This window comes from Gorillibacterium sp. sgz306347 (assembly GCF_059735245.1).
In genome coordinates this window covers 186235-203719 of the sequence record NZ_JCAPET010000001.1, presented here as the reverse complement: position 1 = coordinate 203719, position 17485 = coordinate 186235, and the positions used below count along the sequence as shown (strand labels likewise).

Genomic DNA, 17485 nt, shown 5'->3' with positions numbered 1-17485 from the left:
CACCTTTATTTTACAACCTTGGTGTTTTTATGGAGGGTTGAAGGATTCAAGCGCGCTTCCACCTGGGCGATAATCGCCAGCGCTTCTTCGTGAAGCTCGATAAGCGCGGTCTGCCAGCGGTCGGTGGCGATATAAACGTCCTCGTCCGGACCCGGAGTATCGAGCACGGCGCCAAGATCGGCCGATTCGCCCGCGTCGAGGCGCAGCAGCATGCGCAGAATGGACATGACGCTGAATTTCGACTGCCGGAGCAGGCGGATGATCTCCAGGCGGTTCAATTCCGCGCGGCCGTACAGCCGGTAGCCGTTTGCCGGATCGCGCGGCACCCGGATCAGGTTGTTCCGTTCCCAGTTGCGCAGCATGTCCGGCGTGACGTGAAGAAATTTTGCCGCTTCCGCGACTCCGAGGCGCGGCCCGCTGTCCTCGCAGTCCCGGGCTTCCGCCCACTGCTTCAGTATGACAACCGCCTTTTCGGTATGCGCCTGCTCCTGGCGCGTCGTTTGCAGCAAAAGCCGCGCGTTCTCCAGCGCTTCCGGAAGCTTTCCGTCGCGCGCCGAGTAGATGACGCCCGCCGCATATTTGCGCAGGTCCCCGCCAAGCCACGTAAACCGGAACGCTTTGCGGATCAGCCGCACCTGCTCCACGTGCTCCTCGTTAAACATGCGGTACCCGCCTGCCGTCCGTTCCACATGGGGAAGCACCCCCCACTGCTCGTACAAACGGACCGTATTCGGGTGAACCCCCGCCGCGCGGGCGACATCCGATGTTCGCAAGTGCCCCATCTGCCGGCCCTCCCGTTTCATTTTTCCTCCCTATTATAGAAAATTATGGAGCTCCTGAAAACGGGAAAGCAGCGATCCTGTCTCAGCAGTAGACGACTTCCCGCGTCTCCAGGTAGTGCTTTTTATCCACAACCTTCCGTTTGTAGCGCCGGTACAGGGAATCGTCCTTGCGCCCCTGCAGGCTGAAAAAGAGCTCGAGCGTCTCGTCGGAAATTCCCCAGAAATCCTTCATGTCGAGGGAGGTGTGAATAAGGCTCTCTTCACCGGTCCGGTAAAGGCCGAAGCGGTGCAGCTCCTCCTTCATTTGCTCGTACAGCTCCGTTCCCATGTAAGGGACGTTGAGGTTGATCACGTAATTGTCTGCGTCGAGCTCCCGGAAAAAGTCCCACATGCTCCGGTAATCGTCATCGGTAAAGCCCGGGCAGCCGAGCAGCACGTAAGCGGTGCGCTCGATGCCGTATTCGCGCGTGAGCCGGAAGGCGGTGCGCACTTCGTCCAGGCTGATGCCTTTTTTGACCGTTTCGAGCATCCGGGGATCGCCCATCTCCACGCCGAATTTCAGGTGCCGGCAGCCCGACGCCTTCATCTGCCCGACGACGCTTTCCTTGACGAGCGTATCGACCCGCGCTTCCGCCCACCAATTGAATTCCGTGCAGTCCTGCTTCAGCCGCACCAGCCGGTCCAGCATTTCCAGCGTGCGCGGCCCTGCGCCCGGCGAAAAAATGGTATCGGCGAAATAAAACCCGCGCGTCCCGATTTCCTCGATCCGGTAACGCAGCTCACGGACAAACCGGGCGGGCGTCATGGAGGCGATGTGGTAGCCGCGCAAATTCGGCTGGTGGCAAAAGGTGCAGCGGTTCGGGCAGCCGCGCATGGACATGATGTAGTCCCAATCCTCAGGCCGGGTCGGATGATGCAGGTAGCCGCCGGTGAGGATCGGCAGACTGTCCAGATCCTGGCGCCAGGTCACCGGGAGCATCCCCCGCGCGCCTTCCTCCACGATCGGCACCGCCCAGTCCTCGCCCTCTCCCGCGATTATGGCGTCCAGATGCCGCACATCCTCTTCCTTGGCGTACCGGAGCAGATTTCCGTATCCTACGCATACCGGAGCCGGATCAAGCGCCTCCTTGATCCGGCCGGCCAAACAGGCGCACGACTGCGTGCTGCCGGTTTCGACGGTCGGCATCAGGACGTCGCCCGCGGACAAAAAAACGACATCCGGGCGAAAGCCGCGCAGGATGCCGATCACTTCGTCGAAGGCGGGGCTGCCGTTCCGGTAGCGTTCCTCAAACAGCCAGCTGTTCATCGTCAAGCTCATCCGTTCGGCGTAATCGGTGCCGTCGTCCGCGAAATCTCCGTTGACGTAAAGCACCTCGTGGCCACGCAGCCGCAGCGTTTCCGCGATGTAATGCAGCGCCGGCGTAAGCCGGTTGTTCTTGGATTCCACAAGCCGATAATACGGCGGCGCCACGCAAGCCACGCGCAGCCGCTCTTTGTTCAGGCGCATCGTTTCTCCTTCTTTCTCCTCAACCGGTTGGATGGATTGGCGATTTCTCCGCCAAAGGCCGCAAATGGCTGTACCCGGGCGCGAGCTCGCCCCGGTGGACGATGACGGCGTTTTTCCACAGGCCGTCGAGCCCCGCCTCTTCCAGAGGGCGGCGGAAATCGGCCCGGAGCAGACCGGGCAAAAGCGTCTTCAACCGGCTGCTGAAAAAAGCGGACGCGTCCCGCGGAAGCTCCGCCGGAAAATTGTCCACGGCCAGAACGACAATGCCCGCCCCAAGATGGCCGTCGCCGAAGGAGCCGGTCTCCGGCAGGAAGCGGTAGGCCGGCCGGCCGATGTCGGTGTTGCGCACCGTGCATTCCACGCCGCCCCTTGCGTCGCCGGATACGTCCGCTATGCCCTGCAGTTTGCCCGCGCTCCCCAAGGCGCGCAAATCCGCGGCCGTGATGTAATGCGGACAGCCCTTTTGCCAGAACAGGCCGTTGACCAGCAGGGTCAGATGCGGCAAATACCGGCCGAGTGCGCCCCGGTACAGCTCCGGCTGCCGCCGGTATTCCGTCCGGTCGTACGGAAGTCCGTCCGCGCGTTCGACCGCGTGGCGCGTGTCCAGCCGGCAGACGTAAAGCCGGCGCCGGTCCGCCCCGGCGGTGCCGGAGAGCGAGGCAAGCTCCTCCGGCTCGACCAGGCAGTGCGGGAGCTCCGCCAGCACGTCCATCGCGCCGGCGGCGACATTGCCGGTGCCGGTGACGCCGACGGCGAGGGGGGCTAGCGGAGCGGGCAGCCCTTCGGCCGCAATGCGGCGGCCGGCGCGGCGCAGGGCTTCGCGCAGGTCGTCCAGATCGCGGTATTCGACCGCCTGGCGCAGCTCCGCGAAGGGCGTGTCGAGGCCGAGCCGTTTCCACCGCTCGCCCATCAGCCAGAGCAGATCGGCGCACCCGACGATGCCGGCATAGCGGCCGAAGTAAATCAGCCGGCGCCCCTCTCCGTCGGTCACCCGCTCGTAATCGATCAGGGTCGCTCCCGTTTCCACCGCCCTTCGCAGCACGGGCAGCCCCGCTTCCTGTCCTTTCGCGCAATGCGAAAAGAACAGGTAAGCCTTGCCCGGCCGGATCAGGGAAAGCGGAATCTCCTTCAGCCCGACGACCAGCCCGGCTTCGCCGATATCGTCGCACAGTGCGGCCCCGGCCGCTTCGTACGCTTCGTCGGGGAAGCAGCGCCCCGGCGCCCGCTGGACGAAAAACTTCGCCTCCCCTTGGCTGACCAGCTCGCGCAGGTCGCCGGGGACGAGCGGCGTTCGGCGTTCCCATACGTTTTTGTCCTCGGCGCGGAGCACGACGCGCATCATGGCGCACCGCCACCCCGCGCGAGGATTTCCGCCGGCTCCGGCCCGCTGTGCCCGCCGTCTTGCGGAAGCGTTCCCTCCGAAGGCAGCGCCTCCGTCCGGTAATCGGCCGTGATGCCGAAGCTTTCCAGCTCCCGCAGGAAGGGGCGGTAAATTTCGGGCAGCACGGGAATATGGAGCCCCCGGACCGCGATTTCGCCCTCCAGAATAAGCTGTGCCGCGACAGCCGCCGGAACGCCGACCGTCCGCGCGACTGCGCTTTCCCCGGCCGGCTCGCCGGTCAAATGGAGCGTGGCGGTCCTCCGCTCGCGGCGCCCGTCCGGATACGCCGCCTCCACCTCCTGGTGCACGACGACCATGTCCCGCTCTCCCGGCGCGTACCCGAGCCGCTCCTCCATCAGATGGCGGAGCAGCTCGAACGGACTGGTCCGTCCGATGCCGGGCGGCCGTTCGGACAAAAGCCCGAGCCATTCCAGCTTCCGCCGGACGGGCTCGGGCCAAAGCGGCAGGCCGGCGGCGGCGCGCGCCGCCAGCAGGGCGCGCGGGCTTACGGTGTCAAAATCAATCCGGGCGTTCTCCTCCAGAAGACCGAGGTCCTTGACTGTCTGCCAGAATTCGCAAAAACCCGGGTACCGCAAGGTCCCGCGCAAAAGCCGCTCCGCCTCCGGAATCCCGTAATGTCCGGCATACGGCAGCGCATCGCGGTTGACGAAGGCCTCCAGCTCGCCGACGCCCGGAATGGCTTCCCGCCAAAAGCGCCGGAACAGCTCCCGCTCAGGCAGCTCGACAGCCCGGCCTGCTTCCCGGTACCGGCCGTCCTGCTTGGAAGCGAGCAGCACGCCCGCCGGGCTCCAGGCCAGCTTGTAGCCGAGCGGATTGACGCCCGGATCGTCCGGCAGGCTGGTGCCGAACGAGCGGAAGCCCTCCACCCAGCCGCCGCCTTCCCGTACGGCGTCGATCAGCCGCATCGCCAGCATGTGGTCGATGCCGGGATCGAGGCCCGCCTCGTTCAGAAAAAGCAAGCCTCGTTCTTCCGCCGCGCGGGCGAGCGGAAGCATTTCCTTGCGCGTATACGACGTAGTGACCAGATGGCGGCCCTCCTCCAGGCAGCATGCGGCCACCCGCGAATGGTAAGCCCAGGGCAGCAGGCTCACGACCAGATCCGCTTGCGCCACCGCGGCCGCAAGCCGGACGGGGTCGTCCGCGTCGAGAACCAGCGCGGAGGCACCCGGCATCCGCTCGACCAGCTTGCGCACCTTGACCGGGTCCCGGTCCGCCGCCGTGACGGCGTAGGGCGTCCGTTCGCGCAAATGCCGCACGCAGGCGCCGGCCACATAGCCGGCGCCCAGAACCAGCACGCGTTTCATCATCAGAATCCTCCTTCCGTCACGGCGCTCAGAACCGAAGCGGCGGGCAGCACGCTTCCGTATTCCTTTTCGTACCGGCGTTTGTACAGCCCCGTAATCATCCGGAGCCCTTCCAGATAATAGGCGTACATGGTTTCCGAGCTCATCGTGTCGAGGTCGAACGGCGGCGCGTTTTCCCCCCGGTAAAGCGCCCAGTCCATGTGCCGCAGGCGGATGCCGTAAGCATCGCGCCGCTCCCACATCGGCGAGCCCGGAAACGGCACGACGCAGCGGTATTCCAGCATGTCGACCACGCCCTCCCGGACCAGGTCCTCCATGACGCGCAGGGTGTGCTCGGCGGTTTTTTCCGTTTCGCCCGGCAGGCCCACCAGGAAATAGCAGTGCGTGTTCATCCCGTACCGCTTCGTCTTCTCGCAGATCGTTTTCACCTTGTCGATCCGCAGCCCCTTTTTGGCGATGTCCAGCACTTCCTGCGACGCGCTTTCGACGCCGTACTGAATCTCCGTGCATTTTCCAAACGCGGCAGCCCGCCGGATGATTTCCTCGCTCATGCTCTCCACCCGGGACTGGAAGCCGACGATAATGTCCAGCCCGAGCCGCTCCAGCCGTTCCAGAATGAGCGCGGCCCTTTTCCGCGTGAACAGAAAATTCTCGTCGCCCAAATAGAAATAACGCGTCCCCAGATTCCGGTACAGGTACAGCATTTCTTCAATTACGGAGTCGATGGGAAGCTCGGTGTACGCTTTGTTGTTGATGTCGACGCAAAAAATGCACTTGCCCCGGCAGCCGAGCGAAGTGAAAACCCGGGCGGCCGGAAGCTCGCGCACGTTCAGCAGATCGTTGGCCGGCTTCGGGAAGCCGGGCAGTTCTTTCATTGATATTGGATGGATAACGAGCTTCCCTCCGCGCTTGTAGGTCAGCCCCGCCGGATCGCCGCTGCCGGAAACCAGGTTGAGAAACGGAATTTCTCCCTTGCCCCGGATGACGTAATCAAAGCTTTCCGCCAGCTCGTTCAGCAGCGGCAGCTCCTGGCAGCCGTTGGCGTGCGCGCCTCCGACGACCGTAATAATCGCCGGATCGGCGGCTTTTGCCGCCACGGCGTAGCTTTTGGCGATCGGCAGGTTGCACGTCGACGTTCCAAAGCCGACGTAATCGGGCCGGAAGTCGCGGATCGCCTTCAGGATGTGCCGGAAGTAGGTTTCCTCGCGGTCCTCCAGGCTGTATGCGACGCTCGGCGCCAGGTAGCGGACCTCGTTTCCGTGCTCCCGCAGGGCGGTCGCGATGGACAAGAGCCCGATGTTCTGGTTTTCGGTGTTTCCCAGCTTCAGCAGCTGCCCCTCCGACAGATTCGGGTAAGTCAGCTTTGTTTTCAGGGCGTAATGCCACTTCCAGAACTCCTCTTCCTCGGGTGTCTGGTCCACGGCCGGCGCCATTACGGAAACCAACAGCACTTTCTTTTTCATGGCAAGACGTCCCCCCGCCCTCAAGTTATAATCCAAATGCGATGCTGCGGACCAGCGAGACCGCCTCGCCCAGCTTTTCCGGGCTGCTCCATTCCGCCGTGTCGCAGCTTTCGTGATGCAGCGAACGGACGCCGGTTGACGTCAAAAAGAGCACCGGAACCCCCTCCCAGCCGAAAACGGAATGGTCGCTTTCGGTGCCGTACTCCATCCAGCTCACGCCCGGCTCGCGTTCCATGGCCCGCTCCAGCAGGCGCCGGAGCGCCGGGGATTCGCCGGAAGCCGAAAGCCGGTTGGTGCCGAGCCGCTGTCCGATGCCGTCAAGGTTGACCGCCAGCTCGATGTCCGCAAAATCGTCCTCCGTCCGGTCCGCGTAAATCATGGAGCCCGGGAGGCTGTATTCGTGGGACGAAAAGGCGAGGCAGGTCAGCCTGAACCGGGCGCTCCACTCCTTGTCGTCCGTTAGCAGCCGGGCAAGCGTCAGCATGGCCGCAACGCCGGCCGCGTTGTCGACGGCTCCCGGGGTATCGATTTTGGTGTCGTAGTGGGCGCAAAGGACAAGTCTTCTCCGGTTCAAGTTTCCCGGGCTTTTGGCGATGACGTTGGCCGTGCCGGCCACCCGGCTTTCGGCGGCGATTTTCAGAAAGCACGGCTCTTCCGGGCTGCCGAGCAAAACGAGGGCTTCGTCCGGCCCGACGGTTACGGACGGAATCGGCAGCGGGTCCTCGATGATCCGCTCCACGCTGCCCCGGACCGGGGCGATGCAGATGACGGCAAGCGGACGCTTTTCCAGCAGCAGCCGGCCGATAAGGGCGTCCCGCTCGGGCTGATAGAAAATATCCTGCAGCACAAGCGGCGACTGGGTCAGTTCCCCGTACAGCACCGCGATTTTCCCGGCAAGCTCCGCCTGCATCAGCTCGCGCACCGTACAGACCGCCACGGCGCTTCCCTTGACCGAGCAGGAAGGCGAATGGGGATTGGCTCTTGCCGTCAGGCCGCGGCTGCCGACGCGCAGCTCCGTCTCCGCCGCCCGCCAGCCGGCAGCGGCGAATTCCTGCAGCTCGACGTCAAAGCCATGCGAGCGGAGCGCGCCGGCGATGTAATCGCGGGCCCGGTCGCACGCTTCGGTTCCCGCCCGCCGCGGGCCGATATCCGCGGCCAGCGCGCGGAGATGGGCGTACGCTTCTTCTCCCGCACGATGCTCCGTCATGGCCGTCCCCTCCTTTCGCTTCTTCTGCCGCACGGGAGGCGGCCGGCCGGTCCGGCCGGCGCGCCTTGCATGCGCCGCCTCATACGGGCGCCGTCATTTCTTCGGCGGTTTGCACCGGAGCCGTGCGCTTCGGGATTCCGTACCGGGCGCCGAGGAAGCTGGCCGAAAAATGCGGCATCCAGCCGTGGACGTTAAAGCGCCCGTGGCGGTCGAAGCCGGCGATCAGCATGCCGGAGCGGTCGTACCGGCCGCGCGGCAGCCAGATCCAGTATTCCGAGTCGGGCATGCGTCCGGTCAGATAGAACACACGGGCGGCGAACACGATATAGCGCTCCAGGCTGAACGGCAGCAGCTGCTCGTCCTCGCATTTGTGCGAGACATCCCGGCCCGTCCAGTTCATCAGACTCGGCGTCATGCCGAGCGAGGTGCGGAACCACAAGTCCTCTTTTTCGGTAGCGGGCGTGACAAGCGGATCGTCCAGCGCCCAGTTTTCCAGATGGAAAAGCCGTCCCAGCTGCTGGCGGGTCACGCCCCCGGGCACGCATAGAATAATTTCATTCGACCGTCTCGCCTCCGCGATTTCCTCCGCCGTAAACGGACAGGGACTCAGACGAAAAGCGGGTCCGGCGACACTCACAATACCGGCCGCCCGGTACCAGGCTTCCAGGTCAAGCCGAACCGACTCGGGGTCGTCCGGCAGAAGCGGCTCTCGGATGTAGCGCCTCAGATCCGAGGCGTCCAGAACACTCCGACTCAGCATTTCCTCCACCAGCCGGAGCACGTTTTGTTTCGTTTTTTCCATGTTGCGCATTCCTCCCATCCAGGGTTTCGGGGCTTACAGTTTCAAAAGCTCCGCCGTCCGGTCCGGGGCTGCGGTAAACCGCTCCGGATGCAGCGCGGAAATGTCGAGCGTACGGGCTTCGCCGCCGGCAATCCTCTCGGCCAGCAAATAGCCCGCCGCCGGGCCGTGCATCAGGCCGTGCCCGCTGAAGCCCGCAATGCTGTAAAAGCCGTCCGCGTCCTTGTATCCTCCCAGCACCGGATGAAAGTCGGGCGTCATTTCGTACAGGCCGCCCCAGGCGTTCTGTAGGGGAACGTCGGCCAGATCCGGCATCCGTTCCAGCAGGGCCCGGCAGTGAAGGCTTTCCCAGTCGGTGTCGGCGCCGAAGCGGAAGGAGCCGTCCGCATCCTCCCGGGTTAGGCCGCTCAGCAGCCCCGGGCCTTCCCGGTGAATGCCGAGGCCAGAGTGCGGAAAAATCGCCACGGGAAACTCGGGGGTCATCCAGGGAAGCTCCCCGGTCACGAGCAATTGCTGCGGCGAAGGAACGACCGGGACGGCCACGCCGGCCATCCGGCCGATTCGGCCTGCCCACGGTCCGGCGGCATTGACGAGAACAGGCGCCTGAAAGCCGCCGCGCGGCGTCGCCACCGTCCAGCCGTTGTCCTCTCGGACGACGGCCTCGGCCGCGGTGCCCGCCAAAACCGTGACGCCCTCTTCGCGCAGCGCGCGGAGGTAGCTGGCGACCAGCCCGTCCACGTCGATCAGGCCGTCCCGGAAGCAGCCGTAAGCCCCGATCAGGTCAGCCGTCCGGACGCGGGGCAGCAGCTTCCGGAGCGTCTCCGCGTCCAGCCATTCCGTCGGTACGCCGCAGGAACGCTGCAGCCGGGCCGCCGCATGAAACGGCTCGGGGTCGTCCGCTTCGGTGAGGGCGAACAGGTAGCCGCAGGCGTCGAGCGCAATCCGCCAGCCGTGCTCCTCCCGGCCGGCCTCCACCAGCTTCATGCTCAGCTGAGACAAGCCGATGTTGACGGCCGTGCTGAACTGATAGCGGAAGCCGCCGGCGCAGCGGCCTGTCGTATGGCCGCCGGGCACCGGCTCCCGCTCCAGCACCACGATGTCGCCGAACGAGCGGCGCGCCAGGTAATACGCCGTGCAGAGACCCATAATGCCGCCGCCGATAATGACGGCGTCCGCTTTGCGGGTTGGCAAGGAACTTCCTCCTTTCCCGGCCTCGGCCGGTGCGTCAGATGACAAATTCCAGCTCGGGCACCGCCTGAACAGTCGTTTGCAGCTGAATCAGATTGCCCGCCGGGTCGCGCAGAAACGCCACGCGCATTCCCCAGGTCGCCTGCTCCTCGGGCTCCTTGACGAAGGAAACGCCTTTTTCGGCCAGCCGCTTGTACATGTCGTCGACATCCTCCACTTCCACCGCAAAAGCGACCCGGTCCTGAGCGTCCATCCCGTTCGGCAGCCCGGCGGTTTTCATCTCATCCGTCATCTTGTGCTTGACGAACAGAGCGAACATGCCGGCCCCCGCCTTGAACTCGGCGTATTCATACTCGTATTCCTCGCCTCCGCAAATCAGCTCGAACCCGAACGCGCCTTGATAAAACTCCATGCACTCCTGTACGTTGTCCACCAGCAGCATCGGATAAAATTGCTTCACTTTCATCGGTTTCGTCCTCCTATCGGGAAATGGGATGCGGCGCTTCGGCCTCGGCCAGAAACCCGCTTTCGTGAAAATAGGCCATGTATACGGACAACAAACCGGCGTCCACCGGCGGACAGCCGGCATCGCCGCCGAGCGCTCGGACGGCATTGACGCAGCCGACCTCCGGCATGGCGAAGGCTTCCGGCCGCTCCTCGGGCAGCAAATAAAGCAGCGGAGCGAGCGGATGCGCCTCCCGGCTCTCCGTTTCCTGCGCCAGGCGGCGGCGCCATTCGCCGTACGGCAGCCAGGGCAGCTCGTAGCCGAGCCCTTGCAGGAGCTCGACCACCTCCCGCCAGGAAGTGGGGCGGGGATTGACGATGTGATAATTGCCGGGCGCGGCGTCCGGGTTCAGGGAAATGCGGACGATCGACCGGCTGACGAAATCGACCGGGGTCATCATGATGGACCGGGCGAAATCGGGAGCCGCCTTCAGCGCCAGCCCCGCCTTGACCAGCTTCCAGATGAGAAAATCCGTCTCGCAGACGCCGGTGCCGGAATCGCCGCAAATGTTGCCCATCCGGTAGGTGTACACCGGAACGCCGGCGAGCCGCGCTGCCTCGGCCAGCTTGTCCGCCACCCATTTGCTCTGCACATACCCGTCCTCCCGAAGAAGAGCGGAGCTGTAGGCAAGCGGCGCGTTTTCGTCAAAACCGGCTCCGTATGTTTCCGAGGTGAACACCGACAAGGTCGAGACATGGTGGACCGGCTTCGGTTTCCCCAGCAGCGAAAACCGCAGCAGCTCCGTAACGGCGTCGACGTTCGCGGGCTTCAGCACCGGATAGGGATTGAGAAAATGAACCCAGGCCCCGCTGTGATAAACCCCGTCCGCATCTGCCGCCAGCCGCCGATAACGCTCCTCTTCGAGGCCGAGCTGCGGCTTCGCCAGATCGCCGGGCTCCGGGACGATCCTTTCCGCATAGGCGTCCTTCCAGATCCGCCGGGACGCAAGCGAAGCTTTCAGCCTGCGGAATCCCTCTTCTTCGTTCGCCGCGCGGACCAGGCAATGGATGCGGGCGTCCGTTTCCTCCAGCAAATCGCGCAAAAGGAACGCACCGAGGAACCCCGTGGCTCCGGTCAACAGCACGGTTTGCGGCCGGGAGCCTCCCGGCTGCACCGTCAGCGGCGCTGCAGGCCGGATGTCCGGACTCAGCACCGCATCCGCTTCCAGCTCCGGCTGCTCCGCGGCTCCGGCGGCTTCCGGCTCTCCGCCGGCATCCGCCCGCTCCAGCAGCGCCGCCAGCTCGCCCAGTGTGCCCGCCGCAAAAAATTGCTGAAGCGTCAGCGCCGGAGCAAATTCCTCCTGGATGCGGGCCAGCATGCCGATCGCCAGCAGCGAATTGCCCCCGAGCTCGAAAAAGCCGTCGTCCGGCGCGGCATTGGGCACCTCCAGAAACTCCTCCCAGAGGCGGGCCAGCTTTTGCTGCGTTTCCGTCAGCGGCTCGGCCGGTCCCCGGCCGCCCCGGTCCTCCGCGGAGGGCTCGGGCAGCGCCTTGTAATCCGCCTTGCCGTTGGCCGTAACCGGAATTCCGGGAATGGCGGTATACGACACCGGCATCATGTAGTCGGGCAGCTTTTCCCGGAGATGCCGCCGAAGCTCCCGGCCGTCCGGCGCGCGTCCGTCGGCGGCGACGTAATAAGCCGCCAGGCGCCGGTCGCCGCCGCGCGTCTCCCGGATCAGCACGACGGACTCGGACACCGCCGGATGCGTGTTCAGCACCGCCTGAATTTCCTCCAGCTCGATGCGGTAGCCGCGCAGCTTCACCTGGCGGTCCGCCCGGCCGAGAAATTCGATGACTCCGTCCGGGCGGAAGCGGGCCAGGTCGCCGGTGTCGTACATCCGCGCGTCCGGACCGGCGCCGAACGGATCGGGGACAAACCGCTCCCGGGTCAGCTCCGGCTGGTTCCGGTACCCGTCCGCCAGGCATTCCCCGCCGATAAACAGGCGGCCGGCCACGCCGGGCGGACAAGGCCCGCCGTGCGTGTCCAGAATGTAATAGCGGGCGTTCTGAATCGGGCGGCCGTACGGGATGCTGGTCCATTCGGGCTCTACCCGGTCAACCGGAAAGAAATTGGACCAGATCGCCGCCTCCGTAGCCCCGCCAAGCGCAACGAACCGCGCGTTCGGAAAAACCGCGCGAAGCTGGTCCGGCAGCGTGACCGGAATCCAGTCCCCGCTAAGGAAGATCAGCCGAAACGACGAGCGGGCGCGGGCGGCGGCGCGTTTCCGAAGGAACGGAAGCACCTGCATAAGAGCCGCCGGCGCCGAATTCCAGAACGTGACCGGCGTTTCCTCCAGCAAAAGCGCGATTTGCTCCGGGTCCTTGACGGCGGTTTCCGGCGGCAGGACGATGCGGCCGCCCGCCGCCAGCATGCCGAACAAGTCGTAGACCGACAGGTCGAAGCAGAGGGAATTCAGGAACAAAAGCCGGTCGTTTGCGCCAACGCCGAATTCCCGGTTCACCCATTCAATCGTATTGACGACCGGCCGGTGGGCCAGCATGACGCCTTTTGGCCGGCCCGTCGTGCCCGATGTGTAAATGATATAGGCCAGGGCTTCCGGATCTGCGGGCAAATCGGGATTTTCCGGCGAAAAAGCCAGGCATTCCGTTTCCGCGTCATCCGCCAGCCACCGGTTTTCATGCAGCTCCTCCAACCCCGCCAGCAGCTTTTTTTCGCTGATCAGGAGCGAGGCTTGGCCGTTGTCGAGTATGTAGCGCAGCCGTTCGGCCGGGTACGCCGGATCGAGCGGCAAATAGGTGCCGCCGGCCTTCAGGATGGCGAGCAGACAGGCGACCAGCCGGGGCGAACGCTCCAGACAGACGCCGACCACCTGCCCGGGCCGGACGCCCGCAGCCGTCAGCTTTCCGGCAATCCGGTTGGCCAGGCGGTTGAGCTCGCCGTAGGTAACAAGGCCGTGCGTTCCTTCAAGCGCGACGGCATCCGGCCGGGCGGCCGCCTGCCGCTCGAACAGCTGGTGCAGCCCGGAATCGCGGGAATACGGCGTTCCGGTATCGTTCCATTCGCAGACGATCCTCCGCCGCTCCTCCTCCTCCAGCACCGAAAGCTCGCCGATCGGCTTGTCGGGCTCGGCGGCCGCCGCCTCCAGCAGCCGGACGAACCGGCGGAAAAAGAGTTCCGCGGTTTCGTGCCGGAACAAATCCTTGTTGTATTCGAGCCAGCCGATCAGCTCATTTCCTTTGTCCGTCAGACTCATCAGCAGCTCGAACATCGCCCCGTCGCGGTCGATCTCGATCGGCTTCACCTCGATGCCTTCCCCGAACCGGAAGCCGCCCGACGACTGGTTGTTGAACGTAAACATAACCTGGAACAGCGGGTTTCGGGACGGATCGCGGTAGGGCTGAAGCTCGTCGACAAGCCGCTCGAAAGGGACGTCCTGATGCGCGTACGCTTCCAGGCAGGTCGTTTTCTCGCGCCGCAGCACCTCCCGGAAGGTCGGATTGCCGTCCAGCGGCGTATAAAGCGCCAGCGTGTTAACGAAGAAGCCGATCAGGCCGCGGATTTCCTTGCGGTTCCGGTTTGTGATGGGCGACCCGACGATAAAGCCCTCCTGGCCGGCATGCTTGTACAGCAGCACCCGGAACGCGGCGAGAAGCGTCATAAACAGCGTCGCGCCCTCCTCGCTGCGGGTCAGCTCCTTCACGGCGGACGTCAGGGCCGGCGGGATGGAAATGCCGATGACATTGCCCTTGTACGTCATGGCGGGCGGGCGCGGCTTGTCGAGCGGCAGCTCGAGGGCCGTCGGCGCATCCGCCAGCTTGCTCCGCCAATAGGCCATCTGCTCGTCCATCAGGCTGGCCCCGTAGCTCTTCCGCTGCCAGTAAGCATAATCGGCGTACTGCACCGGAAGCCCGGGCAGAGAGGGAAGCTCAGGAGCGCCGCCGCTTTCTTCCGCCGAAAAAGCCTGGTAAAACGCGGTGACTTCATCGAGAAGAATGCCGACGGACCAGCCGTCCGAAACGAGATGGTGCACCGCAAACAGCAAAAACGATTGCTCCGGCCCGTAAGCCGCCATGGAACAGCGCACCAGCGGCCCGTTCTTCAGGTCGAACGGAATCCGGGACTTGGCGCATATCCAGTCGTAGGCGGCCGGCTCGGCCTCCGGCCAGCCGGCAAAATCGCGGAACTCGATGGCGAGGCTTTGGCCGGAAAGCGGCCGCTGGCAGGGCTGGCCGTCCTCCGCCGTGCCGAACACCGTCCGCAAGGACTCGTGCCTGGCGATCAGCGCGTTCAGGCTGCGTTCCAGCGCGCTCCGGCTGAGCGTCCCCTTTACGCGGTAAAGCGAGCACATGTTGTACGCGGTGTTGTCCGGGTCCAGCTGATGGATAATCCACAGCCGCTGCTGGGCAAAGGCGAGCGGAAAAACTCCGCCGCGCGGAACCGGCACGATGCCCGGCAGCTCCCGCTGCGTGCGGGCAAGGCTCCGGACCACGTCCCAGTAAGAGGTTACCCCCGTCATGCCATCACTTCCTTTGCACGGTTTACTGGTTGACCAGGGCGAATTTGCGTTCCCGGACGGCCCTGACGCCCTCCGCCAGCTCCTCCATATCGGCCTCGGTAAAACGGGGCGATATCGGCAGCGCAATCGAACGCGCGGCGGAATCCTCGGCCGTCGGGCACTCCCCGTCGCCATGCCCCATCGCCCGGTAGGGAGGGAGGCAGTTGATCGTCGGGTGATACGTAATCGCCATGATGCGCCGTTTTTTCCACAGCTCCTTGATCAGCTCGTCCCGGCTCATGCCGAACCGGTCCTCGTCGACCAGCACCTGATACAGATGGTAGACATGAAGCACATCCGGTGCTTCGTACGGCACGGCCAGCCCTTCGATTTGCGAGACGAGCCCGTTCATGTACAGCGCCAGCCTGCGGCGCACGGCGTTGTTGGCATCCAGCCGGTCCATTTGCAAAAGCCCGACCGCCGCCTGCATTTCCGTCATCCGGCTGCTGATGCCGATGTACAGGCCGGCTCCGTGTCCGCGCAGCTTTTTCATTTTGTCGGCCCAGTCCTTGCGGTTGACCACCACCATGCCGCCTTCGCCCAGCGTGGACAGGTTTTTGGCCTGGTGGAAGCTGAAGATGGTGAAATCTCCGTAGCTGCCCAGCCCTTTTCCTTTGTATCGCGCGCCCGGCGCATGCGCCGCATCCTGGATCAGGACCAGGTTATGGCGGCGGACGATTTCCGTAATCCGGTCCAGGTCGCAGGGCTGGCCCGCCATGTGAACCGCGACGACGGCGCGGGTGCGCGGCGTGATTTTTTCCTCCAGCCGGTCGGGGTCCAGGTTGAAGGTACGGGGATCGGTTTCCGCAAACACGATCCGCGCCCCTTCCCGCACGAACATATTGGCGGTCGCCTGCATGCCGAGCGCCGGGACGATCACTTCGTCGCCGGGCTTCAATTCAAGCAGGATCGCCGTCAGGTGGGCGGCGCTGCCCCAGGAATTGGTGCTGATCCCGTACCCGGCCCCGGTGTATTCGGCGAACCGGCTTTCGAATTCGCGGACCCGGCGGTGCGAGGTCGGAGCCCATTCGTTCAGAACCTCCAGCATGGCGGCGGCCTCCTCGACCCCGTAGGTGGTGCCGAAGATTTGCGCCAGCTCCCATTTGTTGTCGGACAAGCGAGCGGACACGACTATACCCCCTTCGATGCGGCAAACGCCGCCTGGTTTTGCTCCGCCACGTCCCGGATGCCCGCGGCCAGCTCCTCCATGTCCGCTTCCGTAAACCGGGGCGAGAGAGGGAGCGTGAGAATGCGGGGCGTCACCTGCTCCGCCTGCGGGCAAAGCCCCTCGCCGTACCCCAGCTCCCGGTAAGCCGGAAGAAGATGCACGGACGGATGATACTGGGTGACGGCCATGATTTTTTTCTTTTTCCACAGCTCGCGGATCAGGCCGTCCCGGCTGAGGCCGAGCGCTTCCTCGTCGACGAGCGCGTTGTACAGGTGGTAGGTGTGCAGCACGTTTTCTTCTTCCTGCGGCGCGGTGAAGCCGGGAATCCGCTCCAGCAGCCGGCTCAGATGGCGCGCCAGGCGCCGCCGGACGGCGTTGTGCGTCTCCAGCCGCTCGAGCTGGACCAGCCCGACGGCGGCCTGAACCTCCGTCATCCGGCTGCTGATGCCGACGGCCAGTCCGCCGCCGTGGCCGCGCAGCTTTTTCATCCGGTCCGCCTGCTCCTTGCGGTTGACGGTCACCATGCCGCCTTCGCCGAGCGTGGACATGTTCTTGCTCTGATGGAAGCTGTAGATGACAAAGTCGCCCATTTCCCCGAGACGGCGGCCTTTGTACCGCGCGCCGGGCGCGTGGGCGGCATCCTGGATCACCAGCAGCCGGTGCTTTTCCGCAAGCGCAAGGATCGGGTCCATGTCGCACGGCTGGCCGCACATATGAACCGCGACAACCGCCCGGGTGCGCGGCGTGATGCATTTCTCCAGGCTGGCCGGGTCCAGATTGAACGTCCGGGGATGCACGTCGGCGAAGACGATCCGCGCGCCTTCCCGGGCAAAAATGTTGGCCGAAGCGTGAAAAGTGACCGCCGGCACAATAATTTCATCGCCCGGCTGCAGCTCCATCAGAATGGCGATCAGATGGGCGGCGCCTACCCAGGAATTCGCGGCGACGCCGTAGCCGGCGCCGGAAAATTCGGCGAACCGCCGTTCGAACTCGCGCACATGCTTATGGGTGGTCGGTGCCCATTCGTTCAGCACCCGGGTGAGCGCGGACGCTTCCTCCACGCCGTATATGGTCCCGAAAGCCAGGGCGTTCTCCCATTTGTTTTCCGAAAGCCGACTCGTTAGCAAGCTATCCCTCCTTTGGTTGCCCGCCGTCCTTCAAAAGCGCGCACGACAAAGAAAACATGCGCGAGACGCGCATGTTTTCCAGTCCGTTGGCGGATGAAGGAGGCGGTTTGTTCCCGTCGCGTGACCTGCCAGCAAAGGCGTTCCGGCCGGGCCGCGCCCGCCTTCGTCCCGGCGGTTTTTCGGCCCGGGGCGAAGGCGCCGCGTCACGGCGGGCCCCCGGCCCGGAAGACGCGGGTCAATGCACCAGCGATTCGATGGCGCGGTACAGGGTCGTCGGGGTGGCGAAGATTTCCGGGGACAGCATCGAATCGGGAATCTGGATCTGGAAGGCTTCCTCCAGATCAAGAAGAAGATAAATCGCTTTGAAGGAATCCAGCCCAAGCTCATCCAGGCCCGTTTCCATCGCGATCTCTTCCTCTTTCCACGCATCATCCGTAAAATTGCGCAGCACCTCGATTACCTTTTGCTTGACTTCCTGTTCGGTTAACACCGCCATTTTATTCCGCCTCCTTATATG

General features: G+C 64.5%; 13 protein-coding genes. All 13 read right to left on the bottom strand.

The features are described 5' to 3' along the window. Positions 1 to 5: 5 nt before the first annotated feature. The 13 genes from AC6I6H_RS00855 to AC6I6H_RS00795 all read right to left on the bottom strand — a co-directional run bounded on the left by AC6I6H_RS00855 (position 6) and on the right by AC6I6H_RS00795 (position 17464). Positions 6 to 803 carry a MerR family transcriptional regulator gene (locus tag AC6I6H_RS00855; RefSeq protein WP_497949590.1) on the bottom strand — a complete coding sequence of 266 codons (798 nt, stop codon included), beginning with the start codon at positions 801 to 803 and terminating at the stop codon, positions 6 to 8. A gap of 61 nt (positions 804 to 864) precedes the next feature. Then, entirely contained in the window at positions 865 to 2289 is a 1425-nt protein-coding gene (locus AC6I6H_RS00850; RefSeq protein ID WP_497949586.1) for a B12-binding domain-containing radical SAM protein, read from the bottom strand. 19 nt (positions 2290 to 2308) lie between these two features. Next, positions 2309 to 3631 carry a Rossmann-fold NAD(P)-binding domain-containing protein gene (locus tag AC6I6H_RS00845; RefSeq protein WP_497949581.1) on the bottom strand — a complete coding sequence of 441 codons (1323 nt, stop codon included), beginning with the start codon at positions 3629 to 3631 and terminating at the stop codon, positions 2309 to 2311. Beyond that, positions 3628 to 4998, bottom strand: a complete 1371-nt coding sequence (locus AC6I6H_RS00840; RefSeq protein WP_497949577.1) for a saccharopine dehydrogenase C-terminal domain-containing protein — start codon at positions 4996 to 4998, stop codon at positions 3628 to 3630. Before AC6I6H_RS00840 ends, AC6I6H_RS00845 begins: the two co-directional genes overlap by 4 nt. Beyond that, positions 4998 to 6458 carry a B12-binding domain-containing radical SAM protein gene (locus AC6I6H_RS00835; protein WP_497949572.1) on the bottom strand — a complete coding sequence of 487 codons (1461 nt, stop codon included), beginning with the start codon at positions 6456 to 6458 and terminating at the stop codon, positions 4998 to 5000. The genes AC6I6H_RS00840 and AC6I6H_RS00835 overlap by 1 nt, the downstream gene beginning before the upstream one ends. 25 nt (positions 6459 to 6483) lie before the next feature. Continuing rightward, a complete protein-coding gene (locus tag AC6I6H_RS00830) occupies positions 6484 to 7665 on the bottom strand; it encodes a M28 family peptidase (protein WP_497949567.1) in 1182 nt (393 codons plus the stop codon). Positions 7666 to 7744: 79 nt separating this feature from the next. Continuing rightward, positions 7745 to 8467, bottom strand: a complete 723-nt coding sequence (locus AC6I6H_RS00825; protein WP_497949562.1) for a hypothetical protein — start codon at positions 8465 to 8467, stop codon at positions 7745 to 7747. A 33-nt stretch (positions 8468 to 8500) separates the two neighbouring features. Continuing rightward, on the bottom strand, positions 8501 to 9655 hold the full coding sequence (locus AC6I6H_RS00820; protein ID WP_497949556.1) for an NAD(P)/FAD-dependent oxidoreductase: 1155 nt from the start codon (positions 9653 to 9655) through the stop codon (positions 8501 to 8503). A gap of 34 nt (positions 9656 to 9689) precedes the next feature. Beyond that, entirely contained in the window at positions 9690 to 10118 is a 429-nt protein-coding gene (locus AC6I6H_RS00815; RefSeq protein WP_497949551.1) for a VOC family protein, read from the bottom strand. Between the two features lie 13 nt (positions 10119 to 10131). Further along, complete coding sequence (locus tag AC6I6H_RS00810; protein WP_497949547.1) at positions 10132 to 14634, bottom strand: non-ribosomal peptide synthetase; 4503 nt, start codon at positions 14632 to 14634, stop codon at positions 10132 to 10134. 22 nt (positions 14635 to 14656) lie between these two features. Continuing rightward, a complete protein-coding gene (locus tag AC6I6H_RS00805; RefSeq protein WP_497949543.1) occupies positions 14657 to 15802 on the bottom strand; it encodes a DegT/DnrJ/EryC1/StrS family aminotransferase in 1146 nt (381 codons plus the stop codon). 2 nt (positions 15803 to 15804) lie between these two features. Further along, a complete protein-coding gene (locus AC6I6H_RS00800) occupies positions 15805 to 16968 on the bottom strand; it encodes a DegT/DnrJ/EryC1/StrS family aminotransferase (RefSeq protein ID WP_497949539.1) in 1164 nt (387 codons plus the stop codon). Between the two features lie 235 nt (positions 16969 to 17203). Beyond that, positions 17204 to 17464 carry a phosphopantetheine-binding protein gene (locus AC6I6H_RS00795; protein ID WP_497949537.1) on the bottom strand — a complete coding sequence of 87 codons (261 nt, stop codon included), beginning with the start codon at positions 17462 to 17464 and terminating at the stop codon, positions 17204 to 17206. Positions 17465 to 17485: the final 21 nt, after the last annotated feature.

What these genes read in the sequence shown, in the direction of transcription:
- AC6I6H_RS00845 (WP_497949581.1), bottom strand. Translation starts at nt 3,631, where the DNA reads ATGATGCGCGTCGTGCTCCGCGCCGAGGACAAAAACGTATGGGAACGC.
- AC6I6H_RS00810 (WP_497949547.1), bottom strand. Translation starts at nt 14,634, where the DNA reads ATGACGGGGGTAACCTCTTACTGGGACGTGGTCCGGAGCCTTGCCCGC.
- AC6I6H_RS00835 (WP_497949572.1), bottom strand. Translation starts at nt 6,458, where the DNA reads ATGAAAAAGAAAGTGCTGTTGGTTTCCGTAATGGCGCCGGCCGTGGAC.
- AC6I6H_RS00830 (WP_497949567.1), bottom strand. Translation starts at nt 7,665, where the DNA reads ATGACGGAGCATCGTGCGGGAGAAGAAGCGTACGCCCATCTCCGCGCG.
- AC6I6H_RS00855 (WP_497949590.1), bottom strand. Translation starts at nt 803, where the DNA reads ATGAAACGGGAGGGCCGGCAGATGGGGCACTTGCGAACATCGGATGTC.
- AC6I6H_RS00815 (WP_497949551.1), bottom strand. Translation starts at nt 10,118, where the DNA reads ATGAAAGTGAAGCAATTTTATCCGATGCTGCTGGTGGACAACGTACAG.
- AC6I6H_RS00850 (WP_497949586.1), bottom strand. Translation starts at nt 2,289, where the DNA reads ATGCGCCTGAACAAAGAGCGGCTGCGCGTGGCTTGCGTGGCGCCGCCG.
- AC6I6H_RS00840 (WP_497949577.1), bottom strand. Translation starts at nt 4,998, where the DNA reads ATGATGAAACGCGTGCTGGTTCTGGGCGCCGGCTATGTGGCCGGCGCC.
- AC6I6H_RS00795 (WP_497949537.1), bottom strand. Translation starts at nt 17,464, where the DNA reads ATGGCGGTGTTAACCGAACAGGAAGTCAAGCAAAAGGTAATCGAGGTG.
- AC6I6H_RS00825 (WP_497949562.1), bottom strand. Translation starts at nt 8,467, where the DNA reads ATGGAAAAAACGAAACAAAACGTGCTCCGGCTGGTGGAGGAAATGCTG.